At 40.4% G+C, this 24898-nt stretch carries 26 protein-coding genes; 10 read left to right on the plus strand and 16 right to left on the minus strand.

From position 1 onward, the window contains the following. The first annotated feature begins 61 nt into the window (after positions 1 to 61). Together rseB and DYC50_RS02365 are read left to right on the plus strand one after the other, a co-directional pair. A complete protein-coding gene (gene rseB / locus DYC50_RS02360; protein ID WP_115248850.1) occupies positions 62 to 1021 on the plus strand; it encodes a sigma-E factor regulatory protein RseB in 960 nt (319 codons plus the stop codon). Next, positions 1022 to 1456 carry a SoxR reducing system RseC family protein gene (locus DYC50_RS02365; protein ID WP_115248851.1) on the plus strand — a complete coding sequence of 145 codons (435 nt, stop codon included), beginning with the start codon at positions 1022 to 1024 and terminating at the stop codon, positions 1454 to 1456. It abuts the gene before it with no gap. An 83-nt stretch (positions 1457 to 1539) separates the two neighbouring features. On the opposite strand, the gene trmL is transcribed toward DYC50_RS02365, so the two are convergent. After that, positions 1540 to 2022: a tRNA (uridine(34)/cytosine(34)/5-carboxymethylaminomethyluridine(34)-2'-O)-methyltransferase TrmL gene (gene trmL / locus DYC50_RS02370; RefSeq protein WP_115248852.1), complete on the minus strand. Its 483-nt coding sequence runs from the start codon at positions 2020 to 2022 to the stop codon at positions 1540 to 1542. A 132-nt stretch (positions 2023 to 2154) separates the two neighbouring features. On the opposite strand from trmL, the gene DYC50_RS02375 reads away from it, so the two are divergent. Beyond that, positions 2155 to 2547, plus strand: a complete 393-nt coding sequence (locus tag DYC50_RS02375) for a hypothetical protein (protein ID WP_115248853.1) — start codon at positions 2155 to 2157, stop codon at positions 2545 to 2547. 31 nt (positions 2548 to 2578) lie between these two features. Here DYC50_RS02375 and DYC50_RS02380 read toward each other — a convergent pair whose 3' ends face one another. Continuing rightward, a complete protein-coding gene (locus DYC50_RS02380) occupies positions 2579 to 2839 on the minus strand; it encodes a helix-turn-helix domain-containing protein (protein ID WP_115248854.1) in 261 nt (86 codons plus the stop codon). 84 nt (positions 2840 to 2923) lie between these two features. Here DYC50_RS02380 and DYC50_RS02385 point away from each other — a divergent pair, with 84 nt between their 5' ends. Together DYC50_RS02385 and DYC50_RS02390 are read left to right on the plus strand one after the other, a co-directional pair. Next, positions 2924 to 3202 (plus strand): hypothetical protein, encoded by a 279-nt coding sequence (locus tag DYC50_RS02385; protein WP_115248855.1) that lies wholly within the window; start codon positions 2924 to 2926, stop codon positions 3200 to 3202. A 1-nt stretch (position 3203) separates the two neighbouring features. Then, entirely contained in the window at positions 3204 to 3518 is a 315-nt protein-coding gene (locus DYC50_RS02390; protein ID WP_115248856.1) for a hypothetical protein, read from the plus strand. Positions 3519 to 3601: 83 nt separating this feature from the next. Here the strand turns inward: DYC50_RS02390 and DYC50_RS02395 are convergent, their stop codons facing one another. The 8 genes from DYC50_RS02395 to lsrA all read right to left on the minus strand — a co-directional run bounded on the left by DYC50_RS02395 (position 3602) and on the right by lsrA (position 11489). Next, the gene (locus DYC50_RS02395; protein ID WP_103854320.1) at positions 3602 to 3697 is read right to left on the minus strand and encodes a methionine/alanine import family NSS transporter small subunit; all 96 of its coding nucleotides are present in this window, start codon (positions 3695 to 3697) and stop codon (positions 3602 to 3604) included. A 1-nt stretch (position 3698) separates the two neighbouring features. Then, complete coding sequence (locus DYC50_RS02400; RefSeq protein ID WP_115248857.1) at positions 3699 to 5219, minus strand: sodium-dependent transporter; 1521 nt, start codon at positions 5217 to 5219, stop codon at positions 3699 to 3701. Positions 5220 to 5640: 421 nt separating this feature from the next. Then, complete coding sequence (gene lsrG, locus DYC50_RS02405) at positions 5641 to 5940, minus strand: (4S)-4-hydroxy-5-phosphonooxypentane-2,3-dione isomerase (protein WP_039090075.1); 300 nt, start codon at positions 5938 to 5940, stop codon at positions 5641 to 5643. 24 nt (positions 5941 to 5964) lie between these two features. Further along, a complete protein-coding gene (gene lsrF, locus DYC50_RS02410; RefSeq protein ID WP_039136767.1) occupies positions 5965 to 6843 on the minus strand; it encodes a 3-hydroxy-5-phosphonooxypentane-2,4-dione thiolase in 879 nt (292 codons plus the stop codon). 19 nt (positions 6844 to 6862) lie between these two features. After that, positions 6863 to 7876, minus strand: a complete 1014-nt coding sequence (gene lsrB / locus DYC50_RS02415; RefSeq protein WP_065230571.1) for an autoinducer 2 ABC transporter substrate-binding protein LsrB — start codon at positions 7874 to 7876, stop codon at positions 6863 to 6865. Between the two features lie 85 nt (positions 7877 to 7961). After that, positions 7962 to 8963, minus strand: a complete 1002-nt coding sequence (gene lsrD / locus DYC50_RS02420; protein ID WP_039136762.1) for an autoinducer 2 ABC transporter permease LsrD — start codon at positions 8961 to 8963, stop codon at positions 7962 to 7964. A 14-nt stretch (positions 8964 to 8977) separates the two neighbouring features. Next, the gene (gene lsrC / locus DYC50_RS02425; protein ID WP_115248858.1) at positions 8978 to 9958 is read right to left on the minus strand and encodes an autoinducer 2 ABC transporter permease LsrC; all 981 of its coding nucleotides are present in this window, start codon (positions 9956 to 9958) and stop codon (positions 8978 to 8980) included. Positions 9959 to 9980: 22 nt separating this feature from the next. Beyond that, a complete protein-coding gene (gene lsrA / locus DYC50_RS02430) occupies positions 9981 to 11489 on the minus strand; it encodes an autoinducer 2 ABC transporter ATP-binding protein LsrA (RefSeq protein ID WP_115248859.1) in 1509 nt (502 codons plus the stop codon). A 250-nt stretch (positions 11490 to 11739) separates the two neighbouring features. On the opposite strand from lsrA, the gene lsrR reads away from it, so the two are divergent. Then, complete coding sequence (gene lsrR / locus DYC50_RS02435) at positions 11740 to 12684, plus strand: transcriptional regulator LsrR (protein ID WP_234702156.1); 945 nt, start codon at positions 11740 to 11742, stop codon at positions 12682 to 12684. 81 nt (positions 12685 to 12765) lie between these two features. Then, positions 12766 to 14319, plus strand: a complete 1554-nt coding sequence (gene lsrK, locus DYC50_RS02440) for an autoinducer-2 kinase (RefSeq protein WP_425451079.1) — start codon at positions 12766 to 12768, stop codon at positions 14317 to 14319. A 63-nt stretch (positions 14320 to 14382) separates the two neighbouring features. Here the strand turns inward: lsrK and aroE are convergent, their stop codons facing one another. Genes aroE through DYC50_RS02460 form a run of 4 tightly spaced genes read right to left on the minus strand, consistent with a single transcriptional unit; the run spans position 14383 to position 16960 of the window. After that, a complete protein-coding gene (aroE, locus tag DYC50_RS02445; RefSeq protein ID WP_115248861.1) occupies positions 14383 to 15213 on the minus strand; it encodes a shikimate dehydrogenase in 831 nt (276 codons plus the stop codon). An 11-nt stretch (positions 15214 to 15224) separates the two neighbouring features. Continuing rightward, the gene (tsaC, locus tag DYC50_RS02450) at positions 15225 to 15788 is read right to left on the minus strand and encodes an L-threonylcarbamoyladenylate synthase type 1 TsaC (RefSeq protein WP_115248862.1); all 564 of its coding nucleotides are present in this window, start codon (positions 15786 to 15788) and stop codon (positions 15225 to 15227) included. Beyond that, positions 15781 to 16344 carry a DNA topoisomerase family protein gene (locus DYC50_RS02455; protein ID WP_115248863.1) on the minus strand — a complete coding sequence of 188 codons (564 nt, stop codon included), beginning with the start codon at positions 16342 to 16344 and terminating at the stop codon, positions 15781 to 15783. The genes tsaC and DYC50_RS02455 overlap by 8 nt, the downstream gene beginning before the upstream one ends. Further along, positions 16337 to 16960 (minus strand): Maf family protein, encoded by a 624-nt coding sequence (locus tag DYC50_RS02460; RefSeq protein WP_115248864.1) that lies wholly within the window; start codon positions 16958 to 16960, stop codon positions 16337 to 16339. The genes DYC50_RS02455 and DYC50_RS02460 overlap by 8 nt, the downstream gene beginning before the upstream one ends. 155 nt (positions 16961 to 17115) lie before the next feature. On the opposite strand from DYC50_RS02460, the gene DYC50_RS02465 reads away from it, so the two are divergent. Together DYC50_RS02465 and DYC50_RS02470 are read left to right on the plus strand one after the other, a co-directional pair. After that, positions 17116 to 18735, plus strand: a complete 1620-nt coding sequence (locus DYC50_RS02465; protein ID WP_115248865.1) for a DNA recombination protein RmuC — start codon at positions 17116 to 17118, stop codon at positions 18733 to 18735. A 79-nt stretch (positions 18736 to 18814) separates the two neighbouring features. Further along, positions 18815 to 19351, plus strand: coding sequence for a TIGR00645 family protein (locus tag DYC50_RS02470; RefSeq protein ID WP_115248866.1), 537 nt, complete (start codon positions 18815 to 18817; stop codon positions 19349 to 19351). Between the two features lie 76 nt (positions 19352 to 19427). On the opposite strand, the gene carB is transcribed toward DYC50_RS02470, so the two are convergent. Both carB and carA read right to left on the minus strand, forming a co-directional pair. After that, positions 19428 to 22634 (minus strand): carbamoyl-phosphate synthase large subunit, encoded by a 3207-nt coding sequence (gene carB, locus DYC50_RS02475; protein WP_115248867.1) that lies wholly within the window; start codon positions 22632 to 22634, stop codon positions 19428 to 19430. Positions 22635 to 22706: 72 nt separating this feature from the next. Next, the gene (carA, locus tag DYC50_RS02480; protein WP_115248868.1) at positions 22707 to 23837 is read right to left on the minus strand and encodes a glutamine-hydrolyzing carbamoyl-phosphate synthase small subunit; all 1131 of its coding nucleotides are present in this window, start codon (positions 23835 to 23837) and stop codon (positions 22707 to 22709) included. 314 nt (positions 23838 to 24151) lie between these two features. Between carA and DYC50_RS02485 the strand changes: the two genes are divergently transcribed. After that, the gene (locus DYC50_RS02485) at positions 24152 to 24892 is read left to right on the plus strand and encodes an MlaA family lipoprotein (protein ID WP_115248869.1); all 741 of its coding nucleotides are present in this window, start codon (positions 24152 to 24154) and stop codon (positions 24890 to 24892) included. The last annotated feature ends 6 nt before the right edge of the window (positions 24893 to 24898 follow it).

Consider the following 24898-nt stretch of genomic DNA (forward strand, 5'->3'; position numbering starts at 1 on the left):
TTTAGGTTATTCACCACCATTTTTGGTGGTGAATTTGTTTGTATCCTATGTGTGAATAACGATGTTAAAAACGGTCAAAAAAATCACCGCACTTTCCTTAGTGCTGTTTTCTGTAAATCCCTTATGGGCGGCAGAACCTGATGCAGTCCAGCCTCGCCAATTGCTAGATGAAATGCAACAGGCAGGCTCTCATCTAAACTATGAAATTGCTTTCGTGCAAACCACGCCGAATATGGCTTCATTACGTTATAGCCATATTTATCATAACGGCAAAACCTACGCCCAACTGCTCACCCTTGACGGAATGCCGCAGCAAATTGTGCAACGTGATAATGTGGTGAGTTATTTCCAACCGAATTATTCTCCGTTCTCGATTAATGCTAATCATATTGTGGACAGCTTGCCTGCGATTATGTGGAGCAATCTTGATGCGCTGAAACAAAACTATGATTTCACCTATATTGGACGCAACCGCGTGGCAGATCGCGTGGTACAAACCATTCGTATTTTGCCGAAAGATGATTTTCGCTATCAATATGTGGTCTTTATTGACGAACAAAGCCATTTGTTGCTACGCAGTGATGTGTTAGATCGAGAAAATAATCTGTTAGAACAATTCCGCGTGGTGAATTTATATCAAAGCGAACAATTTGATGATTTATTCAATGCCATTAATCATATGGGTTTTCCTGCGCTGATTAATGACAAAACCACTTTCCAGCCAAGTAAAGAAGCCTTTAACTGGCAGCCAAGCTGGTTGCCAAACGGCTTTAAGCTGATTAATCGCAGTGTGGAAACCAATGGCGAAGAACGCATTGAAGCGCAGCTTTACAGCGATGGATTATTTTCCTTCACCCTTTACCGCTCAAGCTCAATTTTGCCAAATGAAGAAAAAAACGGCTGGTGGAATGGTACCAGAACCTTTTATAGCGAAACCTTTGGCGATAACGAATTTACCCTTGTAGGGCAGCTGCCGATTTCTACCGCAAAACGCATCGTGCAAGATATTAAGGTGAAATAAATGCTGAAAGAAAGTGCGGTGGTTATTTCCTATCAATCTGGCATTGCGCAAGTGAAATGCCAATCGCAAAGTGCCTGTGGGAGCTGCGTGGCAAAGTCTGCCTGTGGCTCAGCGGCACTGGCGGAACTGAATGGCACAGGCACGGCGCATTTTTTTGAGGTGGAAACCATCACCCCCGTCAAAGCAGGGCAAATTATCGAAATCGGTTTAATGGAACGCTCACTGATTTTGTCTAGTTTGCTGGTGTATTTTTTCCCGTTACTCACCTTATTGCTTTCCACGCTGATCGCCGATCAGCTTTTCCAAACCGAACTGTGGCAAGGCATTTTTATCGTTTTTTGCACCGCACTTGCCTTTGTGATCGTCCATTTTGTATCGAAATCTTGGCAGAAAAAAGCAAGTTATCGCCCGATTTTTTTGCGTGTAGTGCGTTGATATTATTTTTATTTCTCTTAGTTTAAAAAAACAAAACCGCCGAGAAAGGCGGTTTATGCTAAAAAGAGAAAGAAATGCTTAATTTATGCAGTAGGATCAAAATTCACCGCACCGCCATAGCCTAATTGTCGCCACGCTTCATAAACCGCGACCGCAACAGAATTTGATAAATTCATACTACGGCTATTTTTAGTCATTGGAATACGGATTTTTTGTTCCATTGGCATTTCATCTAAAATTGCCATTGGAATGCCACGCGTTTCAGGGCCAAACATCAAATAATCTCCTTGTTGATAGGCCACTTGGCTGTGAGCTAAACGCCCTTTGGTGGTCATTGCAAATAAGCGTTTGGGTTGTTCGCTGGCAAGAAAATCAGCAAAGGTTTTGTGCTTTTTGATTTCAGCAAATTCGTGATAATCCAGTCCTGAACGGCGTAGGCGTTTATCATCCCAAGTAAAACCAAGTGGTTCAATTAAATGCAAACGAAATCCTGTATTGGCACAAAGGCGAATAATATTCCCTGTATTCTGTGGGATCTCAGGTTCATACAAAACAATATCTAACATAATCTTCCTCACTAAAAATTAGCACAAATTTTACTGTTAAATTTATAAAAATCAAAATTTTACAGAATCTTACCGCGCTTTATTTTGTCTGTGATAAGATAAAATTTATTATTAATCAATAAAGGAGAGAAAATGTCTTTGATCAGCAAAACCTTTGGAGGCTTAAATAAAGCGTACTATTTCCGCCATTTTTTCTTCGGCTTAATTCTTTTTATCCTATTGGAAGCAATGATCTTTAATGCGGGAAAGGGGGCGATTGATAGCAAATTTATCTCAATCACAATAATGAATTGCGTTCTTCTCTTTTTGTATCCTTATTCACGTTTTGTGTATGAAAGCGTGGTGGATTATCTCTTGGGAGAGAATGTTTTCTTTGTGAATCCCATTTTGTTGCTTGTTACAAAAACCATTACGATGTTTCTATGCTTTTTCTTTAGCTGGGCGATTGCCCCAATTGGGTTGATTTATCTGTATTTTTATCATTCCAAACAAGAAAAGCTGGCTCAGCAGGAACTAGACGAATAAGTAAAAACACCGCACTTTTTTCGCGAGGAAATTATTTAGTACGAAAAAAAGTTGCGTGCAGTTGTTGTAATACCTTACTAGGGTCAAGTTCTAAGGCCTGGCAATATTCAATAAATTCCATCACATCAAGACGGCGATCGCCCGTTTCGATTTTTCCAATTAAAGAATAAATCACCCCCAAACGTTCTGCTAAAGCCCGCTGTGATAGCCCTAATGCTTGCCGTTGCGTGATAAATAATTGACGCAGAAATTGTTGTTCTTCTGCGTGGATAGATGTGCGTAATTTTTTCATTGCACCTATTTTAGGTTCAGGTTAGAATGAACCTGTTTTAGGTGCAAATCTTAACTGTCAATAATGAAAATTAAGGAGAAAATTATGACAACTCAAAACGTGCAAACCAAAGTGGGAACTGGATTGGTCGCAGGATTAATTGCTTGTGTGCTAGCTGTACTGGGTATCTTATTTTTAGGCTTTATTTTTGTTCCATTGGCTTTTATTGCCGTATTAATTGGTACGATTATTGCGGTCAAAAATCGCAATATGGCGGGTATTGGCGTAAATATTCTAGCTTGGGTATTAGTACTCATCGGATTAATGACGTCCCCTGTTTTATTATCTGCCATTGGGTTAGGCGCAGTGGGAGTTGCACAATAAAATGAAAAAATTAGCAACGTTAATCACGTTATTTCTCACAGGGTGCGGTGTTGTGGGAAATCAAACCATTTCTGATGAAACACTCAAAGAGAAAGCCGCATTTGCCTTAAGTACAAACGCAAATAAGGTAGTAATTTCAGAGCGTAAAGCAGGTATCGATGATATTCGTTTTATTGCCACCGTTGGGAAGAAAAAATATCAATGCTATATTACAACCGTGGTTGTAGTTTCTTCTGATGCAGTCTGTTCTGGTACAGATGGAAATAAATCTTCATCTTGTAACGCATTAGAAAAAGCGGCAGGACGTTGTAAATAATTTTGTAAATCGATAAAAAACAGCCACTAAATAAGTGGCTGTTTTATTTTGTCTATAAAGTGCGGTATTTTTTCCGCGAGTTTTTATTTATCTTTTGGCAGATTTTTGATGGAGAAAAGTAATCCGCCCCAAATAATAACCAAGGCAACGGCCATCATAATAATTGCACTAGTACTCATTTTATTGTTCCTCTTTTGCCTGTTCTTCTGGGTTTAATAACTCTTCGTGTTTCCATTTTAAGCGAGAGATTAGGAAACTGATCACCACAAGGCTTGCCGCCATTCCCCAACCAAAGGTATTAACGAACCAAGATGGATAGCCCTCATAACCTTCAGTGAACACTTTCGCCCCTTCACTTAATAACATAAATGCAAGGATACCTGTGGTTAAAACGATACATAAACGCCATAAAAAGCCAACTTTGAAAGAAGATGTTTCGTTTAAGTGCTTGCCAAGTAAGCCTAATTTTTCGTTGGTAACGATAGCCACCAAGGAAACAAATGCCACCGCAACAATACCAAAATAGTTGACGAATTTATCTAACACATCAAGCATTGGTAAGCCTGTGGTTGTACCGAATAATACGGTTGAAATTAACATCATTGGCACACCAACAAGGAAAGTGGCTTTAGCACGGCGAACACGTAATTTATCTTGAATTGCCGAAATAATTACTTCGATTACAGAGATAAATGAAGTCAAAGCAGCGAAAGTTAATGAAGCAAAGAACAACACACCAAGCACTTTACCAAATGGTGCAGCGTTAATAATCGTTGGGAACGCAAAGAACGCCAAGCCGATTCCGCCTTTTGCTACTTCGCCCACTTCTTGCCCTGACGCCGTAGCCATAAAGCCAAGAGCGGCAAACACCCCGATACCAGCTAATAATTCAAAACTACTATTGGCAAAGCCCACTACCAAGCCATTACCGGTTAAGTCAGATTCTTTTTTCAAGTAAGAGGCGTAAGTTACCATAATCCCGAAGCCGATAGAAAGGGAGAAGAAAATCTGCCCATAAGCGGCAATCCACACACTCGGATCAGAGAGTTTTGACCAATTTGGCGTAAATAAAGCATCTAACCCTTTCGCTGCCCCCGGTAAGAATAATGATGAAGCTACCAACACCACAAACATCACTAAAAGCACAGGCATTAACACAGTGGATAATTTGGCGATCCCTTTTTGCACGCCTAACGCCAACACACCAAGTGCCACAAGCCATACGGCAATTAACGGGCCAACCACCATACCAACAAATTCAAAACTCACACCCTGAGCAATATCGCCCATTTGCAAGAAATCGTGTAAGAAGAAATCAATTGGCTTATCACCCCAAGCGGTATTAAAAGAGAAATAGGTATAGCTCGCCGCCCAACCTAGCACAACCGCATAGTAAATCCCGATGATCACATTCACCATTACTTGCCACCAACCGAAAGTTTCAAAATGGCGGCTGAAACGGCGATAAGACAACGGTGCACCCCCACGGTGGCGATGCCCAATGGCATAATCTAAGAATAAAAATGGAATACCTGCGGTTAAAAGCGCAATAAGATAAGGAATAATGAATGCACCACCACCGTTTTCATAAGTGGTATAAGGAAAACGCCAAATGTTTCCCAAACCCACAGCAGATCCGATGGCGGCAAAAATAAATGCACGGCTACCTGAGAAGGTTTCGCGTTTTGCTGACTGTGTCATATTTTCACCTATTTAAACGTTAAAGAAATGTTAAGGTTAGGAAATATAACGGAATATAAGTTTTAGTCAATAGATAAAAATACTATAAACGGTCTTATTTTCCTATATTCAGTAATCTTTATAGTTTTAAATTTTGTAAAGATTTTTATTTTTGGATTAATATTCTAAAAATGAGTTTATCATAAGTAATCGTGCTAAAAAGCCTATCTTCCCCCCACATAAAAAACTAGCTTAAAAAAATGCAAAAAATTTTGTAAAAAATGGCCGCACTTTTGATTTTTACTTCAAAAGTGAGCCGATAAAAATGTAAATGAATGATGATTTGTTCATAAAAAAATCTGCACCTTAATTGCTAGCTTTTACGTCCAACTTTTAGGGTACAGATTAAAGCATAGTGTATTTTTTTTACTATTAAATATATTTATGAAATTTCAGGGCTAACCCAGTCAAATAGTTTTTTGCTTCTAGGGCAAGTCATAAGATTTTCTAGTTCTTTCACACAATGCTGATAGTGTGGCGTTTTTCTATGCTCATTTAGAGCTTCTTCACTCGCGTAAACTTCATAAGCATAAAAACGTGTTTTGATTTCAGGATCGCGTAAAACATCGAAGCGAATATTCCCTTTTTCAGCACTTGTGCAAGCCTGATGGTGTTTAAAAAGGGTTAAGAATTCTTCTTCTTTTCCTTCTTTCACATTAATTTCAACTAACATTGTAAGCATAATTGCTCCTTAATGAATTTGTGGTTAACTATTTTTTTCGTGAAGATAGAGTTGATAAGCTTTTTCCGAATTTTCACCGCCATGAACAACGGCATTCACGGCTTTTAACATCGCAATAGGTGAATCTGATTGGAAAATATTTCTTCCCATATCTACCCCTAAAGCGCCTTGATCTATAGCTTGATAGCACATTTCTAATGCATCGCGTTCTGGGAGTTTTTTCCCGCCAGCAATAACAATGGGAACAGGGCAGCCAGCTGTAACACGCTCGAAGCCTTTATCAACATAATAGGTTTTGATTATATTTGCGCCCATTTCTGCAGCAATACGCGTAGAAAGTGAAAAATAGCGTTGATCTCTAGCCATATCTTTACCAACACCAGTTACAGCCATAATTGGCATTCCATAGCGATAACCTTGATCAACCAATTTGATAATATTTTTAATTGATTGATGTTCGTATTCTGAGCCAATGTAAACTTGCGCAGCCATAGCTGATACGTTTAGTCTTAATGCATCTTCAATATCAACTGCAACGGCTTCATTCGATAATTCAGTTAGAATTGAATTTGCTCCTGATGCACGTAATGCAATAGGCTTATTAGTATCTGGAGGAACAACGCTACGTAAGATCCCTCTTGTACACATTAAAACATCAGTATATTCAAATAATGGTGCAATATTGAGATCTATGCGCTCTAATCCTGTTGTTGGGCCTTGAAAATAACCGTGATCAAAAGCTAACATAATTGTTTTACCTGTTTTAGGATTAAATATGTTAGCCAGTCTAGATTGCATTCCCCAGTCTAAAGCCGCACATCCTTTTAAATAAAATGCCTTATGTGTTTGGGGCTTATCTAATCCGAAGTCTTTTCCATCTTTGATATCATCTAAATCTGCCATTTTATTCTCCTACCTGATTTTAAAAATTATAGTTGTCAATATTATCTTTGGTAAAAACAACACGTTCAGGAAGGAGTACAATTCCATTTCCTTTCGCTTCATATTGATAACCTTGAACACTATTTGGTGATACTTCAACTTCACCAATATCAGGAACTTTAACTTTATCTCCTACGTTTAGTGTTCGACCTTTTAAAAGTTCATTTGTTACAGCAATAGAAATTTCACCCTGTTTTACTACATCCCATAGACCAAATTGTTTTACTGTGCCGCGTTTTACATAAGGTCGCATTACATTTGGTGTACTAAAACCAACAATCGTAATTTTGTCATTTTTTAAGTTTTCCGCAGCTTGGGCGGCAGCAGGTAAGGCGTTTGCATCAGGCGCAATAATAATATCTAAGTCTGGATAAGCCTTGATAATACCTTCTGCTGTTTGCAAAGATTTAATTGCATCATTGTAACCAAACTGAGTTGTTACAATTTCCCATTCTGGATGTTCTTTACTGATTTTTGCTTTAGCAGCGTTCACCCATTGGTTTTGATCTGTTACTGTTGGACTAGAATAGAAAAAGGCAACTTTAGCTTTAGGTTTAGTGACTTGATTAGCGGCCATTTCAACTAGCATTGAACCAAGTTGTTCAGGTGTGCCTTGGTTGATATAGTAGCTTCGACATTCAGGTTTTACATCAGAGTCCCACGTAAGAATTTTTACACCTCTTTTCATTGCACGTTGTAATGTAGAACAAAGTCCTTCAGGGGAAACCGCAGAAACGACAATTGCGTTATAGCCTTGATTCACAAAGTTATTAATTAATTGTACTTGGTTTGATACGCTTGGTTCTGTTGGGCCATCGTAGGTAACATTTACACCTAGTTTTTTACCCATTTCAGTCGCACCTTGGCCACCACTTGTAAAAAAGCCAACTCCAACGAGTTTAGGAATGAATGCGATTCTATCGGCAGCTTGTACAAAAGTTGCGGTTAAACCTAACATAATAGCAAGTGCGGTTGTTTTTAATTGCATTTTCATAGTGAGTCTCCTATTTTATAGTTGAACATTAATGAGATACTGCATAAGTAAAAGTTAAAGATTAATTATAAAAGTCCTCCTTTATTTATTTTTGTTTTAAATAAAAAACATTCTTCTTAAGCCAATTCATAATAAAACTTCGATATATGCTGAATGATTTTCCAATTAGTACGATAATTAATAATGCTCCTGATAAAGCACTAGAGATTTCATTAGAGACACCAACCATTTGTAAGCCCTGCTGCAGATAACCAATTAATAGTGCCGCGATGGCTGTGCCAAGAACAGAACCCGCTCCACCATAGATATTTGCACCGCCTAATACAACAGCTGTAAGGACAGGCATTAATAATGAACTACCTAAGTCAGAACGAGCTGATCCAAAATAGGATACTAGTAATATTCCAACAAATGCTGCAACTGCACCTAATAAACCGTAAATAATAAATAAGGTTTGTTTGATAGGTACGGCATTATAAATAGAGGTACGTTCATTTTGGCCAATTAAAAATATACTTCTGCCAATGACTGTTTTATGCATTAATAACCAGAATATTATAGCTATAATAATGAAGTAAATAATTGAAGTTGGAATGTTGAAAATACTTTGATTGGCGAAGTTTAATAAACTATCTGGAAAACCACCGATACCTTCATAACCAGTAGCGCCAGCAAATCCAGATAGCAATAAAGCTCCACCACCATAAAGATACATTGTTCCTAGTGTAATGACGAGAGGATTAACTTTGGTGTACAAAATAAGACTTGCATTCAGTAACCCACATAAAATTCCAATGATAAAAGTAAGAAAAATAGCAATACTTAGAGGATAACCTAATTGAAATAAGACACCTAAAGATATAGCACAAAGACCGACAGTAGAACCAAAAGAAATATCCATACCACCACTAACAATAATCAGTGTCAGTGGCAATGCCAACATTCCAATATAAATAAAATCACTTGTGCTATATAACAAAATATTGATATCTAGCATTCTAGGGTTAAATAAACCAAATCCAATTATTTCTAAAATAACAAGAAAGAATAATGTTATTTCCCAGCTATATTTCTTTATCTGTAACATAATTTCTCCTTAATTTATTTAGTGTTAAGGAATCTGGAGTAACGTTGTAGTTTTAAGTTTTCACTAATCATTACTCTTATTCTTCCATCAAAAATTAATACACATAGTAAAACGAGTCCTGCAATAAAATTATTCCAATAAGCAGGAACTTTAAGTAAAACTAAGATCGTATCAATTTGTATCAGGAAGTAAGCGCCTAATACGGCACCGAGAATATTTCCTGCTCCACCAAGCAAACTAATTCCACCTAATACACAGGCAGCAATAGCTTTCATTTCTAAACCACTGCCAGTTGAGTTCGGAACAAAACCAATTTGTGAAGTGAATACTATTCCAGCGATGGCCGCCATTAATCCATTAATTGTAAATGCAAGGATTCGAATCTGATTTGTTTTCACACCAAGTTGTAATGCACCTTGTAGATTATCGCCTACGGCATAGAAATTGCGTCCATTTTGAGTACGAGTAAGAATGAAGTAAGAAATTAAAATAAGTATTAGTGTCATCCATCCAATGGGAGATATAGATAACAAGTTAGGGGATGCAAGTAATTTTAAATCTTGTGGTAATCCTTCGATCCATTTACCACCAGTAATTAATAGCATTATTCCTTTGTACAAACCTAATGTACCTAGTGTGGCAACAATAGCAGGTATCTTTAATAAAGTAACAAGTATTCCATTAAATATTCCCGCTGCGATTCCACATAATAAAGTCATAAAAAATGCAATAACCAGATTAAATTCAGCGTTAAGAAGACTACCCATAATTACAGCACATAGCCCCATTATTGAACCGATGGAAACATCAATGTTACGCGTTAAAATAACGAATGTTGTACCTAGTGCTAATAGAATAACAATGAGAGATGAATTAAAAATCATTGTTATTGTTTGCAAATGAAATCCATTACCTTCAAATCCAAGTAATAGAAAAAGAAATAAAATAGCAATTAGAATGGTTATTTCTCTATTGTTTTGAATGAATTTCCACATAATTTGGTGTCTCCTTTGAAATTTATCCGCCAAATGCAAATTGCATAATCTTATCGCTATTTATTTGATCACCTTGCAAACTACAGTTAATTTCTCCATCATGCATAACAAGAACACGATCAGACATTTTCTCGATTTCTTCTAAGTCAGAAGAAATGAAAAGCACGGCAACATTTTGTTTAGCGACTGATTTGATAAGTTGATAGATATCAGCTCTTGCACCGACATCAACACCGCGAGTAGGTTCATCAACGATCAGTAAACGTGGATTGGCTTCTAAACATTTAGCAATTAAGACTTTTTGCTGATTTCCACCAGATAGGGTGCGAATAGGTTGTTGTGGCATTGCATATTTTATACCCATCGCTCTTTTATAACGTTCTAAAGTAGCATTTTCTCTATTTTCATCTAGCCAGAATCCTTGATTGTAATAAGTGAGCGCACAGACATTCCAAGTAAGTGCCGCATCTAAATATAATCCTGAAGATTGCCGATCTTCGGTAAGATAAACAATACCTTTTTGTAAACGCTGTTTTAATGAGAGAGAAGTAATATTTTCATTTTTAAATAAAATTTCACCGCACTTTGCTTTCCTTAAACCATATAAGGTTTCTGCAAGTTCTGTTCTACCAGCTCCGACAACACCAGCTAATCCAAGTATTTCACCAGGATAAAGATCAAAGGTGATATTTTTAAAACCTTCACCAGTTAAATGATTTACTTCAAGGATAGGAGAGTTAGTATCTTTAGTGCGTAGATGACCAGGTAATTCTAACCAAAGTTTTTGTGTTTCATTAAGCTGAGCATTTTTCAAGCTAGGCTTAATTGCGTTGATAATTTGTTCTTGAGTTAGGTCATTGGTTTTCCCTGTTAAAGCGATATATCCATCTCTCATAATACTAATGCGATGAGAGATCTGACATACTTCATTTAATTTATGGGAAATAAAAATGATACCTACACCTTTATCCAATAATGAATTAATTTTGTTAAATAGATTTTCGGTTTCAGCGGGAGTTAAAGAAGCTGTGGGTTCATCAAGAATAAGCAAACTTGCATTACGCATTAGTCCACGCATTATTTCCACAAGTTGTTGATCTGCAACTTCTAAAGATCCAGCTTGTATATCAAGAGGCAAACGAGAGTTTAGCTCTTTCAGCAATTCATTTAATTTCTCTTCATTTTCTTTATGACGAGGTAAACCAAAAAGAATATTTTCTTTTACGGTTAAATTTGGAAAGAGCAGAGGTTCTTGTGGAACAAGATAGATACCAAGACGATGTGCTTTTTGTGGGGAAAGTCTAGTCTGAATTTCACCACCAATTTTTACTGTGCCACTATCAGCAGATTGGATACCAGCGATAATTTTCATTAATGTTGATTTTCCAGCGCCATTCCCACCTAATAGTGAGTGAATTTCACCAGCATATACAGAAAAATCTATATCTTTAAGAACTTCTACGCCTGAAAAGGATTTGCTGATATTATGTACATCTAATAAACATTTTTTCATTGAAGATTCATTATGCATAAGATGTTACCTTTAATGGTTGAACAAATGTAAAATCTGAAATTCAATTTATCATAATGTTAGTTCCAAATATAAAATAAATCTGTGATCAAGATCTCATATTCAGATTATTTACCCTATAAATGGAAGTTTTTATCTAAAAAGTGATCTTTGTCACAGTATTTGAAAAAATTGAAAATGAACAATTGATATTTTTATGATTCATATGAATAATATTTGTGAGTAGAAAATGAATGAAAAAAGACAAGAAATGAACGCATTATCTCATTCAATGACAGAAGAAGAGCTTTTAGCTCGTATTGCTTGGTTTTATTACCACGATAATTTAACACAAGGTGAAATTGGAGAAAGACTAGGATTGCCTAGGCTAAAAGTTTCTCGACTGTTAGAAAGAGGGCGTCAGCATGGAATTATTAAAGTTCAGATTAACTCTCGGTTTACGGGATGCTTAGAATTAGAACAGGCCTTACAGCAACGTTTTGATTTGAAATATATTCGAATTTTACCAGAGCTAGAACAACATGATCTGAATGAGCGCTTAGGAATTGGAGCTGCGCAATTATTAATGTCCTTACTCAAGCCTAATCAACTTTTATCTATTGGGTTTGGGGAAACCATTATGCAGACTATTAAATATAGCAATGATTTTATTACTCAGAATCAAATTAAACTGATTACCTTATCTGGAGGGGTTGGTCCCTATATGAAAGGTATTGGCCAATTGGATGGCTCTTGTTCCGTGAGTATTATCCCAGCGCCGTTAAGGGCTTCATCAATAGAAGCAGCTAAATTATTTAAAAAAGAAGCTTGTGTTAGGGATATTATGCTTGCAGCTTGTAGTGCTGATGTCGCAATCGTTGGTATTGGAGCAACGCGGCAGCGAGGACAAGCAACATTATTGCGTTCAGGTTATATAACAGAAGAAAAGCAGCAAACAATTAGAGCAAAAGGTGCTGTAGGAGATATTCTTGGTTATTTTATGCAAAAAGATGGCACATTACAGCCTGATATGCCATTGCATGAAGAGTTAATCAGTGTTTCTTTAGATAACTTGCAAAAAATTCCTAATGTAATTGGTATTGCAGGTGGAGAAAATAAGGTCGAAGCTATCCTAAGTGCATTATATGGGAAGCATATCAATTCATTGGTAACAGAAGAAAAAACGGCTCGTATGATCCTTGCACACCTTGTCTAGATGTTATAAGTGCGGTTGATTTTTTTAGCGTTTTTTCAAGATTATTCAGGAGGGAACATGGAAAAGAAATCAGCCTATTTAATGGCATTAGATGCAGGAACAGGGAGTATTAGAGCGGTTATTTTTGATTTAGATGGAAATCAAATTGGTGCAGCACAATACGAATGGAGCCATTTAAGCGATCCAAATATCCCAGGATCAATGGAGTTTGATTTAGAACATAATTGGGATTTAGCTTGTAAAAGTATTTCGACAGTATTGGATAAAACGAAAATAAGTCCCGATCAGATTTTAGCAATTTCGACCTGTTCAATGCGTGAAGGTATTGTCTTATACGATGAAAAACAGCAACTAATTTGGGCTTGTGGCAATGTTGATGCTAGAGCAACCCAAGAGGTGAATGAATTAAAAGAGCTTTATAATCATACATTTGAAGAAACACTTTATCATATTTCAGGCCAAACTTTGGCATTAAGTGCCGTACCAAGATTATTATGGCTCGCCCATCACCGTAGTGATATTTATCGAAAAACCAAAGCGATAACCATGATTAGCGATTGGCTCGGATTTATGCTAAGTGGGCAGCTTGCGGTAGAACCTTCTAATGCGGGAACTACGGGGATGTTGGATTTGCATACTCGCCAATGGTCTCCAATGCTATTAGATATGGCGGGATTAAACTCTACTATTTTGCCTCCAGTTAAGGAAACGGGTGAAGTCTTAGGGCAGGTTACAAAGCAAGCAGCGGAAATAACAGGATTGAAAGAGGGAACGCCAGTCATTGTCGGTGGCGGAGATGTTCAGTTGGGGTGTTTAGGGTTAGGTATTACAGAGCCTTCACAAGCGGCTATTATTGGGGGGACTTTTTGGCAACAAGTGGTAAATTTGCCAGCCCCGCAGACAGATCCTGAAATGAATATTCGTATAAATCCTTATGTCATTTCTCCTTTAGTTCAAGCTGAATCTATTAGTTTCTTCACTGGATTAACGATGCGTTGGTTTAGAGATGTTTTTTGTGAAGAAGAAAAACATTTAGCTGAAAAACTTGGCGTTGATGCTTATAGCTTACTCGAACAAATGGCAGAAAAGGTACCTGCTGGAGCAAATGATGTTATACCTATTTTTTCTGATGCGATGCATTTTAAATCTTGGTATCACGCAGCACCATCATTTATTAATCTTTCGATTGATCCAGAAAAATGCAATAAACCTGTTTTATTTAGAGCATTAGAAGAAAACGCAGCGGTAGTATCTTCTTATAATTTAGATCAGGTAGAAAAATTTTCTAAAGTTAAACTGAAAGAAATTGTTTTTGCTGGTGGCGGAGCTAAAGGGAAATTATGGAGTCAAATCCTTGCTGATGTTACAGGGCTGATTGTAAATATTCCTGTAGTAAAAGAAGCAACTGCATTAGGTTGTGCGATAGCAGCTGGTGTTGGGGTTGGGGTTTACTCTTCTTTGGCCGAAGCAGGAAAAAAACTTGTCAGATTTGAACGAAAACATATACCAAACCCTAAAAATTATGAGCTTTATCAGCAGCACAAACAACAATGGGCTGAAGTTTATCAGAAACAATTACAACTTGTAGATGAAGGATTAACCACATCATTGTGGAAAGCACCAGGTGTAAAATAATCATTCAGCCCAATAAAAAACCTAGCCCATCAAGCTAGGTTTTTTTATTAGAATGAAATCGGATTAACGTTCATCAAACAAAGGTGCTACATCAGGCATTACCCCTCGCCATAAAGAAAAGGCGTGAGCCGCTTGCCCCACGAGCATTCCGAAGCCATCGCTATAGTGTTGCACGCCATTTTGTTTAGCGAGGGCGATAAATGGCGTGTCTGTGCCTTTGCTGTATTGCATATCGTACACCGCGCCGGCTTGTTTTAAAATATTGGGATCAATCGCCACGGTTTTGCCTTGTAAGCCGAGCGAAGTGGCATTGATGATGAGATCAAATTTTTGTACGGGAATGTCGGCAAGGGTGCAGCCTTGAATATTGCCGTAGGGGCTGAATTTTTCAGCCAATTCTGTAGCTTTGGCTAAGGTGCGGTTGGCCACAAGAATAGTTTGTTCAGCCTGCAATAAGGGAAACAGCACGCCTTTGGTTGCGCCACCTGCGCCTAAAATCAGCACGGATTGTTGCGGTTTGAGCCAGCCTAAACGCTGTAAATCGCTCACCAGCCCCGCGCCGTCCGTATTATCCGCATAAAGCGTACCATCGGCGAGTTTTTTTAGCGTATTACAAGCGCCTGCCAGCAAACAACGTTCGCTGTGTTGATCGGCTAGCTTAAACGCACGCTCTTTAAATGGTGCGGTGATGTTGCAGCCTTTCGCCCCTTCAGCAAAAAAGGTAAGCAGTTGCTGTTCAAATTGTTGCTCATCACCAAGCATTGCCACATAGTCTAAATCTTGCTGCGTTTGTTCAGCAAAAATGCGATGAATTTGTGGTGATTTACTCTGTGCAATGGGGTTGCCCCACACGGCGTAGAGATCTTTGCCTTTGTTATTGATAGCCTTATTCATAAAAATCCTTATTAACCTTGACGAAAAAGTTGTTGGGTAAACAGATCGCGTATTTCCGAAGGGTTTTGCGCCGTGCCGATAGCCATTTCTAATACAGGAAAGTGATCGCCAAATTGCGCTTTCACTTCCGCTGCCGTGCGACAAGGTGGCAAGCTGGTTAAATTGGCGCTGGTGGAGGTGAGCGCAAAGCCTGCCTGTTCGCAAAGCAGTTTTACCGCAGGGTGATCGCTGATGCGCACGGCAATGGTGGAAAATTGCCCTGTGAGGAATTTTGGCGTATCGGCTTTTGCTGGCATAACCCAAGTGGTCGGGCGATCATAATGGGCGTTTAAGCGCTGCCAGTGCTGTTCGGAAAGCTGGCGTTCATCAATAAAAGGTCGCAGAAAATCCAAACTTGGCGCAATTAAAATCAAGCCTTTTTGCACAGGGCGCTGTTTTAAAACTAATAATTTTTGCACCGCACTTTCACTTAATGGATTACAACCCAAGCCAAACACCGCTTCGGTGGGATAGGCGATCACTTCATTTTGTTTTAATTGCTCAACCAGTTGAGCCACATTCTGTTGGTTATTCATTGTCTGTTTCAAATTGATGACGGCACGCTTTGTTGGCACACAACCAAGTGCGATGCAAAGTGCGGTCGGTTTTTTCTTCTTTTTTTAGCGTGCTAATGGGGTAAGCACATTGCGGACAAGGCACGGCATAGGGCTGGCTGGCAAGGGTAAATTTGCATTTTGGAAATTGATCGCAGCCGTAAAACACCTTGCCTTGGCGTCCACGACGCGGTACAAGATGACCTTTGCCACAAGCAGGACAAGGCAAATGCGCTTGCTCAGGTTCAAGTTGCTCGTGAACGATATAATCACAGTGCGGATAATCGCTGCACCCGATGAACATACCAAATTGCCCTTGTTTTAATTGCAAAAAATGACCGCACTTTGGACAATGTTGATCTAAGCCTTTCAATACTTTGGTTTCGTGAGCGGGCTGTAATGGCTTGATAAAATCGCATTGCGGATAGGCGCTGCAGCCTAAAAATAAGCCTTTTTTGCCCTTTTTAATTTGCAGCAACGCGCCACATTGTGGGCAATGTTCTTCGTGCTTGGTGGCTTGGAATAGGCTTTTACTCATTGCATTGCTCACTTGAACTGAATAGATCGACCCCAACTTGACGCAGCAACTCCGCCGTTTCAAACACGGGCAAGCCCATCACACCGCTGAAACTGCCTTCAATATGAGAAATAAAGATGCCACCCACACCTTGAATGCCATAAGCGCCTGCTTTATCCATTGGCTCACCGGTGCGGATATAAGCGGAAATTTCTTGTTCTGTCAAAGGCTTAAAGGTTACTTGGCTAGTTTGCACAAGGCTATGCTTTTGATCAGGCAAGCTGACACACACCGCGGTTAGCACTTGATGCGTTCTGCCGGAAAGCAAGTGCAGCATTTGCGCAGCTTGATCGTGATTTTGTGGCTTGCCTAAAATTTGCCCATCGCACACCACGCTAGTGTCTGCGGACAATATGGGTAAGTGCGGTGCAAAATTGGCCATTTTTTCAAGCTGTTGGCGGGCAGCGTGATTTTTCTCTTGCGCCATTCTGCGTACATAATCTGCAGGCTGCTCATCAGCTTTCGGGGTTTCATCAATATCCGCATTGAAGATTTCCACCTTCAACCCCAACTGTTGTAACAGCTGTAAACGGCGCGGGCTTTGCGAAGCAAGATAAAGTTGTGGTTGTGTTGTCATTTTTTCCGCTGATTAAACCAAAATTGCATTATACTTTATTATAGTTCCGCAAAGATTTCATCTGAAAAATCCACCGCACTTTGAGCCACTGCACTTTGGAACGAGAAAATTTAGCGGAAAGTGCGGGGTAAATTTTGTTAATTTTAAGGAAAATAATGATCGAACTCACTCAATCTCAATGGCTAGGCGTTGCCGTCTCATTACTTATTTTATGCCTTGTACTGTTTTTTATTAGCACCAAACATCAACGTGATAAACAGCAACTTGCGCAAGAACTGAATAAAAATGTCAATGATTTTAATCAGTTATTAGAAAAATATGAAACCTTGTCGCAGCTGCGTTATCAGCTTGAACAAGAAAGCGTAAAAGCACAAACACGCGCGGAAGGCTTGCAAACAAGGCTGAATGAACGCGATGAGAAAATCCATTATTTGCAACAAGAATTGGACGAAGAACAAGCGCGCCACAGCAATATTGCCGAGAAAATTACCAGCCTTAAGGAGCAATTTGGGATTGCCACAGCGCAGGTGCATAGCTTGCAAAATCAGCTTAATCAAACGCGTGCCGAATTAAAAAGTAAGCAGCAGGATTATGCAGATTTAAGCGAAAAATCCACCGCACTTTTGCAGCAACTCACTGAACTAAAAACGAGTCTTGGCGAAAAAGAGAAACATTTTGCCCAGCAACAAGAAGATTTTGTTAAAACGAAACAACAACTTAGCGTTGAATTTCAAAATTTGGCAAATCGCATTTTGGAAGAAAAGAGCCAGAAATTCGATCAAACTAATCAAGCCAGCCTTGATGCCTTGTTAAAGCCATTCCGCGAGCAAATCGAAGGCTTTCAAAAACGGGTGAATGAAATTCATTCGGAATCCTTAAAAGGCAACGCCAGCCTTGAAAGTGAAATCAAAAAAGTGCTAGATGTAGGGCTTGCGATGTCGCAAGAAGCGAATAATCTCACTTCTGCCTTAAAAGGGGAGAAGAAAACCCTCGGCAACTGGGGCGAAATTCAGCTTGAGCGCGCCTTGCAGTTAGCAGGCTTGGTGGAAAACGATCATTATAAAGCGCAAGATCATTTCCGTAATGCAGAGGGCAAATCCAATTATCCAGATTTTGTGGTGTATTTGCCTGACAACAAACATTTGATTATTGACAGCAAAATGTCTTTAGTTGCCTATGAAAATGCGGTGAGTGCCGATAATGAGCAAGCCCAGCAACAATTTTTGCGTGAGCATCACAAGGCGATTAAAAATCATATTGATGAGCTTTCGCGCAAGGATTACAGCAATTTAATTGGCGTGCATAGCCCAAATTTTGTGCTGATGTTCATTGCCGTTGAACCTGCTTATATTGAAGCGATGAAACAGGACAGCAACTTGTTTAATTATGCCTATGAAAAGAACGTCATTTTAGTGTCGCACACCACCTTAATGCCGATTTTACGCACTGTGGCGAACCTATGGCGCATTGAGCGCGGTAATGCAGAGGCGCGTGAAATTAGCGGTAAGGCAGGGGATATTTATAACCAAATGTGCTTGGTGGCGGAGCGTTTGGCGAAACTGGGTAACAGTTTGGCAACCGTGAACGGGCATTATAATCACGCGGTTACTGCCTTTGCTGGGCAACAAGGCTTAGCAGGAAAAATTGAACGATTTAAAGATTTTTCTGCCAAAGCCAACAAAGTGATGCCACAGGTGGAATTGCTGCATAATGACCTTGATTTAGCCAAATTAAGTGCCATTTCAGCAGAACAAATTGAACAGGAAAAGCATTGATATTTTGCCTAAAAACAGGTAACTTCAGCGCCCATTAATGAAAAGAGAACAACATTAGAAATAGAAAAATAGGACATTTATGCAACATTCGTCTTCAACTAAATACAAAACCCCCACATTATTTAGCCAGATTATTTTCGCCAGCCGTTGGCTACAACTGCCGATTTATCTTGGCCTGATTGTGGTGCAAGGCATTTACGCCTACAAATTTATGAAATCCTTATGGGAACTTATCACTAATCTGCAAGAGCTAGATTCCAACGCCATTATGCTTTCCGTGCTAAATTTGATTGATGTGGTGATGATCGCTAATTTATTAGTAATGGTGATTGTGGGCGGTTACGAGATTTTCGTTTCCAAGCTGCATACCGAAGGGCACCCAGACGAACCTGAATGGTTGAGTCACGTTAATGCTTCTGTGTTGAAAGTGAAACTTTCTATGTCGATCATCAGTATTTCGTCTATTCATATGCTACAAACTTTCGTCAATGCAGCAAATATGCCAGAAAAAACGATGATGTGGCAATTATTGCTTCATTTAGGCTTTTTGATTTCTGCTATCGCAATGGCTTATACGGATAAAATCTTGTATAGCACTAGCCATAAAAATCATTAAGTGATGTTTAGCAAAACGGCTCAGAGTAATCCCTGAGCCGTTTTATTTTTAGCGATTTTTATACCGCACTTGATATTTATTTCCCTGCGTCTTGTAGTTGTTGTAAAGAATAAACCGCATAATCATCTAAATTCTTCACACTTTCCACTAAGGCTTCGGCGGCGGCGAGGGTGGTTTGGATAACCACTTTTTGTTGTAATGCGCTGCGGCGAATAGAGTAACTGTCTTCCACGCTTTCAGGCAGGCTTCCTACGGTGTTTATCACCATAGCAATTTCGCCATTTTTGATCGCGTCCACAATATGTGGGCGGCCTTCACGCACTTTATTGACGATTTGCGCGAAGATGCCGTTTTCACGCAGGAAGTTCGCTGTGCCAATGGTGGCGCATAAGCCGTAGCCTTGTTCTTGCAAGCGCTGGGCGATTGGCAATAAACGGGCTTTGTCTTTGTTATCCACGGAAAGGAACACTTTACCGGTTTTCGCAATGCGTTCGCCTGCGCCAAGCTGGGCTTTGATGAAAGCTTCGGCAAAGGTTTCGCCCACGCCCATCACTTCGCCAGTAGAGCGCATTTCTGGGCCTAAAATGGTATCTACCCCCGGGAATTTGATGAATGGGAAAACCGCTTCTTTCACTGCATAAAAGTGCGGTTGAATTTCGCCTTGAATTTGCTGTTCGCTTAGGCTCATTCCTGCCATTACACGCGCGGCGATTTTGGCTAACGGTCGCCCTGTGGCTTTGCTCACAAACGGCACAGTACGGCTGGCGCGCGGGTTCACTTCTAACACATAAATCACGCCATCTTGCACGGCAAATTGCACGTTCATTAAGCCCACTACGTTCAAGGCTTTTGCCATTGCCGCTGTTTGATAGCGAATTTTATCTTGAATTTCCGTGCTTAAGGAATAAGGTGGCAGCGAGCAAGCGCTATCACCGCTGTGAATCCCCGCTTGTTCAATATGCTGCATAATGCCACCAATCACCACTTGCTCGCCATCACAAATGCAATCCACATCTACTTCAATAGCATCGTTTAGGAAATGGTCGAGCAAAATCGGGCTGTCGTCCGACACTTGCACCGCCTCACGCATATATTGATTGAGTTCGTCCACGTTATACACGATTTGCATTGCACGCCCGCCCAGCACATAAGAAGGGCGCACCACTAGCGGATAGCCCACTTCTTCCGCCAATTTCACCGCATCAATGGCATTGCGTGCGGTGCGGTTGTTTGGCTGTTTTAAACCGAGCTGTTGTAAAATTTGTTGGAAGCGCTCGCGATCTTCGGCTGCGTCAATGCTGTCTGCGGACGTGCCGATAATATTCACGCCATTTTCCGCTAAAGCATTGGCAAGTTTCAATGGGGTTTGACCGCCATAATGCACGATTACGCCATAAGGCTGTTCAACGTGAATGATTTCTAACACATCTTCAAGGGTGAGCGGTTCAAAATAAAGGCGATCTGAGGTGTCAAAATCAGTGGAAACCGTTTCAGGGTTACAGTTCACCATAATGGTTTCAAAGCCACTTTCACGCAAGGCAAGGGCGGCGTGTACACAGCAATAATCAAACTCAATGCCTTGCCCGATACGGTTCGGCCCACCACCTAAGATCATAATTTTTTTACGCTCGGAAGGATTGGCTTCACATTCTTCTTCATAGGTGGAATAAAGATATGCGGTGTCGGATTTAAACTCGCCTGCACAAGTATCCACGCGCTTATAAACAGGGTGAAGATTGAAAGATTTGCGTAAATTTCGCACCGCACTTTCCGTGCTTTTTACCAACTGAGCAATACGTTTATCGGAAAACCCTTTGCGTTTTAAACGGCGCAGTTCGGCGTAATCCAATTGTTCCAGCGTTTTTTGCTCAAGCGCTAGCTCTTCTTGCACTAGATCTTGAATTTGCACTAAGAACCAAGGATCGATTTTGGAATAATGATGCACTTCTTCTAGGCTAAATCCTGCGCCAAAGGCATCGGCAACGTAAAGAATGCGGTTCGGGCCTGGGTTACCAAGCTCGGTGCGGATTTTCTCAGGGGCTTCGGAAAGCAAATTAAACCCACAAATGCCCGTTTCCAAACCACGCAAGGCTTTTTGCAAGCTTTCTTGGAAAGTGCGTCCCATTGCCATCACTTCCCCTACGGATTTCATTTGCGTGGTTAAGCGATCGTCCGCTTGCGGGAATTTTTCAAAGGCAAAGCGTGGCACTTTGGTAACCACATAATCAATAGATGGTTCAAAAGAGGCAGGGATTAATCCCCCCGTGATGTCATTACGCAATTCATTGAGTGTATAGCCCACGGCTAATTTTGCTGCCACTTTGGCAATCGGGAAACCCGTGGCCTTAGAGGCTAGGGCAGAAGAACGGCTCACGCGCGGGTTCATTTCAATCACAATCATTTCGCCATTGGCTGGATTAATGGCAAATTGCACGTTTGAACCGCCCGTATCCACGCCAATTTCACGCAGCACCGCAAGGCTGGCGTTACGCATAATTTGGTATTCTTTATCGGTGAGCGTTTGCGCTGGGGCTACGGTGATGGAATCGCCTGTATGCACGCCCATTGGGTCAAAATTCTCAATGGAGCAAACGATAATGCAGTTATCCGCTTTATCACGCACCACTTCCATTTCGTATTCTTTCCAACCTAGCACCGATTGTTCGATAAGTAATTCGTGAGTTGGAGAGGCATCAAAACCACGTTCGCAAATAGCGACAAATTCATCACGGTTATAGGCGATCCCACCGCCAGAACCGCCCATTGTGAAAGACGGACGAATAAGCGTTGGAAAACCTACTTCGGCTTGTGCTGCCCAAGCTTCATCGAAAGTATGGCAAACAAAGGATTTTGGTGTATTTAAGCCAATTTTCGCCATTGCTTCTTTAAAGCGTCCGCGATCTTCCGCTTTATCAATGGCATCTTCACTTGCACCGATCAGTTCCACACCATATTTTTTCAGCACGCCATTTTTGGAAAGATCTAAGGCACAATTCAGCGCGGTTTGTCCGCCCATTGTTGGCAAAATGGCATCAGGACGCTCTTTATCAATGATTTTTTCCACCGTTTGCCAAGTAATTGGCTCAATGTAGGTTACGTCCGCCATATCTGGGTCGGTCATAATGGTGGCGGGGTTAGAGTTCACTAACACCACCTTATAACCTTCTTCACGCAACGCTTTGCACGCCTGCGCCCCCGAATAATCAAATTCACACGCCTGCCCAATCACAATCGGGCCTGCACCGATAATTAATATTGTCTTTATGTCTGTACGTTTTGGCATTTTGGTTTCTCTTATAATATTTTTAACGTTGTGTATGGATTGTTAATCCAGCTTTGTGGCTCATCATTGGTTTTATTTTTGTTTAGTTTGTTCTAACGCCGCCACAAACTTATCAAATAAATACGCTACATCATTTGGGCCGGGGCTAGCTTCGGGGTGGCCTTGGAAAGAAAATGCCACTTGGTCGGTTAGCTCAATGCCTTGCACGGAATCATCAAATAAAGAGCGGTGAGTTATTTTCACATTTTTTGGCAAGCTGTGTTCGTCCACTTCAAAACCGTGGTTTTGGCTGGTGATGAACACTTTTTGCGTATCCAAATCTTGCACGGGGTGGTTTGCACCGTGATGCCCGAATGGCATTTTTTTGGTTTTTCCGCCCACTGCAAGGCCTAATAATTGATGGCCTAAGCAAATGCCGAAAATTGGCTTTTTGCTTGCCAGTAAGGTTTGGATAGCGCTAATGGCATAATCACAGGGTTCAGGATCGCCTGGGCCATTGGATAAGAAAATGCCGTCTGGTTGGTAAGCCAGCACTTGCTCAGCGGAAGTTTTGGCTGGTACCACAGTGATTTTACAGCCACGTTCTGCCAACATTCTGAGGATATTGTGTTTGACACCAAAATCGTAAGCGACAATATGATATTTTTGTTCTGGCTGTGGATTATAGCCTTTGCCTAATTGCCATTCCCCTTGTGTCCATTCATAAGGCGCTTGGCAGGTCACTTGCTGGGCTAAATCCTTGCCTGCCATTGAACCAAAACTTTGTGCCAGTGTCAGGGCTTTTTGTTCATCAATTTCGCCTGCCATAATGCAGCCTGCCATTGCCCCTTTATCACGCAATAAACGGGTTAAACGGCGTGTATCAATGTCTGCAATGGCCACTACGTTATTGGCTTTTAAATAATCGGCAAGGCTTTGATTGGCGCGGAAATTGCTGTGTAACAAAGGTAAATCGCGAATGATTAATCCGCTGGCGTACACCGCATTGCTTTCTTGATCTTCATTATTGGTGCCAGTGTTGCCAATATGGGGATAGGTTAGGGTAACGATTTGTTGGAAATAGGAAGGATCAGTCAAGATTTCTTGATAACCGGTCATTGACGTGTTAAACACTACTTCGCCAATGGTTGTGCCACTTGCGCCAATAGAGGTGCCGTGGAAAACGCTGCCGTCAGCCAAGACTAAAATTGCTGGACTAGACATAAAAAACTCCTTAATTGTAGGTGAACACTTACGAATGCTCATTAACCGAAATTTAGCAAAAAAAAACACCGCACTTTGGTTTGGCGTTTTACGCTAAATTGCATTGGTGGTTAGCTCACAGGCTAAACGGGCTAATTCTAAAAGACAATAGCCCAATATTCAAGCAAATTCGTAAGGAATGTGTAGTATATTTATTCATTATTTTTGCATAAATAATCAATATAATGCAAGCGATTTATTTTTCTCTGATTTATTTTGTAGATTTTCACCAAGTTGTTTACAATGTACCTTATTTTAAGTAACAAGGCTTATTTATGAAAAAATCCGTATTACTTGCCAGCCTGGTGCTGGGTTCTGCAATGCTTACAGGCTGTGCGACCATTGAGCCACAAACTGGTGAGCGCAAAGATCCTTTAGAGGGCTTTAACCGCGCAATGTTTGATTTTAACTATCATGTCGCTGATCCTTATCTTCTTAAACCTGTTGCAAAAGGCTGGAAAAACTATGTGCCGCAGCCAGTGAAAACGGGCATTATTAATGTGGCGAATAACCTTGATGAGCCAGCCAGTTTCGTCAATCGCCTATTGCAAGGTGAATTTAAAAAAGCAATGGTGCATTTCAATCGCTTCTGGATTAACAGTATTTTCGGCTTAGGCGGCTTGATTGACTGGGCGAGCGCCAGCCCACCATTACGCGTGGAAGAAAAACGCCGCTTCGGTGATACCCTAGGTGCTTACGGCGTAGAAACGGGGACTTATGTGATGTTGCCAATGTACGGGCCTGCCACTCCGCGCCAAGATTTGGGTAACTTAGTGGATACCACTTATCCAATGCTTTCTTTATTAGGCCCTTGGGGCTTATTAAAATGGGGCGTGCAGGGCATTGATGCGCGTGCCAAAATGTTAGACAAAGATGCCTTGCTAGACCAAGCGCAAGATCCTTATGTTACTTTCCGCGAAGCCTATTTCCAAAATTTGGAATATCACGTTAAAGACGGCAATGTGGAAAGCAAAGGCGAAGCCCTTTCACAAGATGAACTCAAAGAAATTGATTAATTATAG

This window comes from Avibacterium avium, from assembly GCF_900454535.1.
GTDB classification, from domain to species: Bacteria; Pseudomonadota; Gammaproteobacteria; order Enterobacterales; family Pasteurellaceae; genus Avibacterium; species Avibacterium avium.

What these genes read in the sequence shown, in the direction of transcription:
- DYC50_RS02375 (WP_115248853.1), top strand. Translation starts at nt 2,155, where the DNA reads ATGTCTTTGATCAGCAAAACCTTTGGAGGCTTAAATAAAGCGTACTAT.
- aroE (WP_115248861.1), bottom strand. Translation starts at nt 15,213, where the DNA reads ATGAATAAGGCTATCAATAACAAAGGCAAAGATCTCTACGCCGTGTGG.
- lsrA (WP_115248859.1), bottom strand. Translation starts at nt 11,489, where the DNA reads ATGCATAATGAATCTTCAATGAAAAAATGTTTATTAGATGTACATAAT.
- DYC50_RS02465 (WP_115248865.1), top strand. Translation starts at nt 17,116, where the DNA reads ATGATCGAACTCACTCAATCTCAATGGCTAGGCGTTGCCGTCTCATTA.
- carA (WP_115248868.1), bottom strand. Translation starts at nt 23,837, where the DNA reads ATGTCTAGTCCAGCAATTTTAGTCTTGGCTGACGGCAGCGTTTTCCAC.
- lsrC (WP_115248858.1), bottom strand. Translation starts at nt 9,958, where the DNA reads ATGTGGAAATTCATTCAAAACAATAGAGAAATAACCATTCTAATTGCT.
- trmL (WP_115248852.1), bottom strand. Translation starts at nt 2,022, where the DNA reads ATGTTAGATATTGTTTTGTATGAACCTGAGATCCCACAGAATACAGGG.
- carB (WP_115248867.1), bottom strand. Translation starts at nt 22,634, where the DNA reads ATGCCAAAACGTACAGACATAAAGACAATATTAATTATCGGTGCAGGC.
- tsaC (WP_115248862.1), bottom strand. Translation starts at nt 15,788, where the DNA reads ATGAATAACCAACAGAATGTGGCTCAACTGGTTGAGCAATTAAAACAA.
- DYC50_RS02365 (WP_115248851.1), top strand. Translation starts at nt 1,022, where the DNA reads ATGCTGAAAGAAAGTGCGGTGGTTATTTCCTATCAATCTGGCATTGCG.
- DYC50_RS02470 (WP_115248866.1), top strand. Translation starts at nt 18,815, where the DNA reads ATGCAACATTCGTCTTCAACTAAATACAAAACCCCCACATTATTTAGC.
- DYC50_RS02385 (WP_115248855.1), top strand. Translation starts at nt 2,924, where the DNA reads ATGACAACTCAAAACGTGCAAACCAAAGTGGGAACTGGATTGGTCGCA.
- DYC50_RS02460 (WP_115248864.1), bottom strand. Translation starts at nt 16,960, where the DNA reads ATGACAACACAACCACAACTTTATCTTGCTTCGCAAAGCCCGCGCCGT.
- rseB (WP_115248850.1), top strand. Translation starts at nt 62, where the DNA reads ATGTTAAAAACGGTCAAAAAAATCACCGCACTTTCCTTAGTGCTGTTT.
- lsrK (WP_425451079.1), top strand. Translation starts at nt 12,766, where the DNA reads ATGGCATTAGATGCAGGAACAGGGAGTATTAGAGCGGTTATTTTTGAT.
- lsrB (WP_065230571.1), bottom strand. Translation starts at nt 7,876, where the DNA reads ATGAAAATGCAATTAAAAACAACCGCACTTGCTATTATGTTAGGTTTA.
- lsrR (WP_234702156.1), top strand. Translation starts at nt 11,740, where the DNA reads ATGAACGCATTATCTCATTCAATGACAGAAGAAGAGCTTTTAGCTCGT.
- lsrG (WP_039090075.1), bottom strand. Translation starts at nt 5,940, where the DNA reads ATGCTTACAATGTTAGTTGAAATTAATGTGAAAGAAGGAAAAGAAGAA.
- lsrD (WP_039136762.1), bottom strand. Translation starts at nt 8,963, where the DNA reads ATGTTACAGATAAAGAAATATAGCTGGGAAATAACATTATTCTTTCTT.
- lsrF (WP_039136767.1), bottom strand. Translation starts at nt 6,843, where the DNA reads ATGGCAGATTTAGATGATATCAAAGATGGAAAAGACTTCGGATTAGAT.
- DYC50_RS02455 (WP_115248863.1), bottom strand. Translation starts at nt 16,344, where the DNA reads ATGAGTAAAAGCCTATTCCAAGCCACCAAGCACGAAGAACATTGCCCA.
- DYC50_RS02395 (WP_103854320.1), bottom strand. Translation starts at nt 3,697, where the DNA reads ATGAGTACTAGTGCAATTATTATGATGGCCGTTGCCTTGGTTATTATT.
- DYC50_RS02485 (WP_115248869.1), top strand. Translation starts at nt 24,152, where the DNA reads ATGAAAAAATCCGTATTACTTGCCAGCCTGGTGCTGGGTTCTGCAATG.
- DYC50_RS02390 (WP_115248856.1), top strand. Translation starts at nt 3,204, where the DNA reads ATGAAAAAATTAGCAACGTTAATCACGTTATTTCTCACAGGGTGCGGT.
- DYC50_RS02400 (WP_115248857.1), bottom strand. Translation starts at nt 5,219, where the DNA reads ATGACACAGTCAGCAAAACGCGAAACCTTCTCAGGTAGCCGTGCATTT.
- DYC50_RS02380 (WP_115248854.1), bottom strand. Translation starts at nt 2,839, where the DNA reads ATGAAAAAATTACGCACATCTATCCACGCAGAAGAACAACAATTTCTG.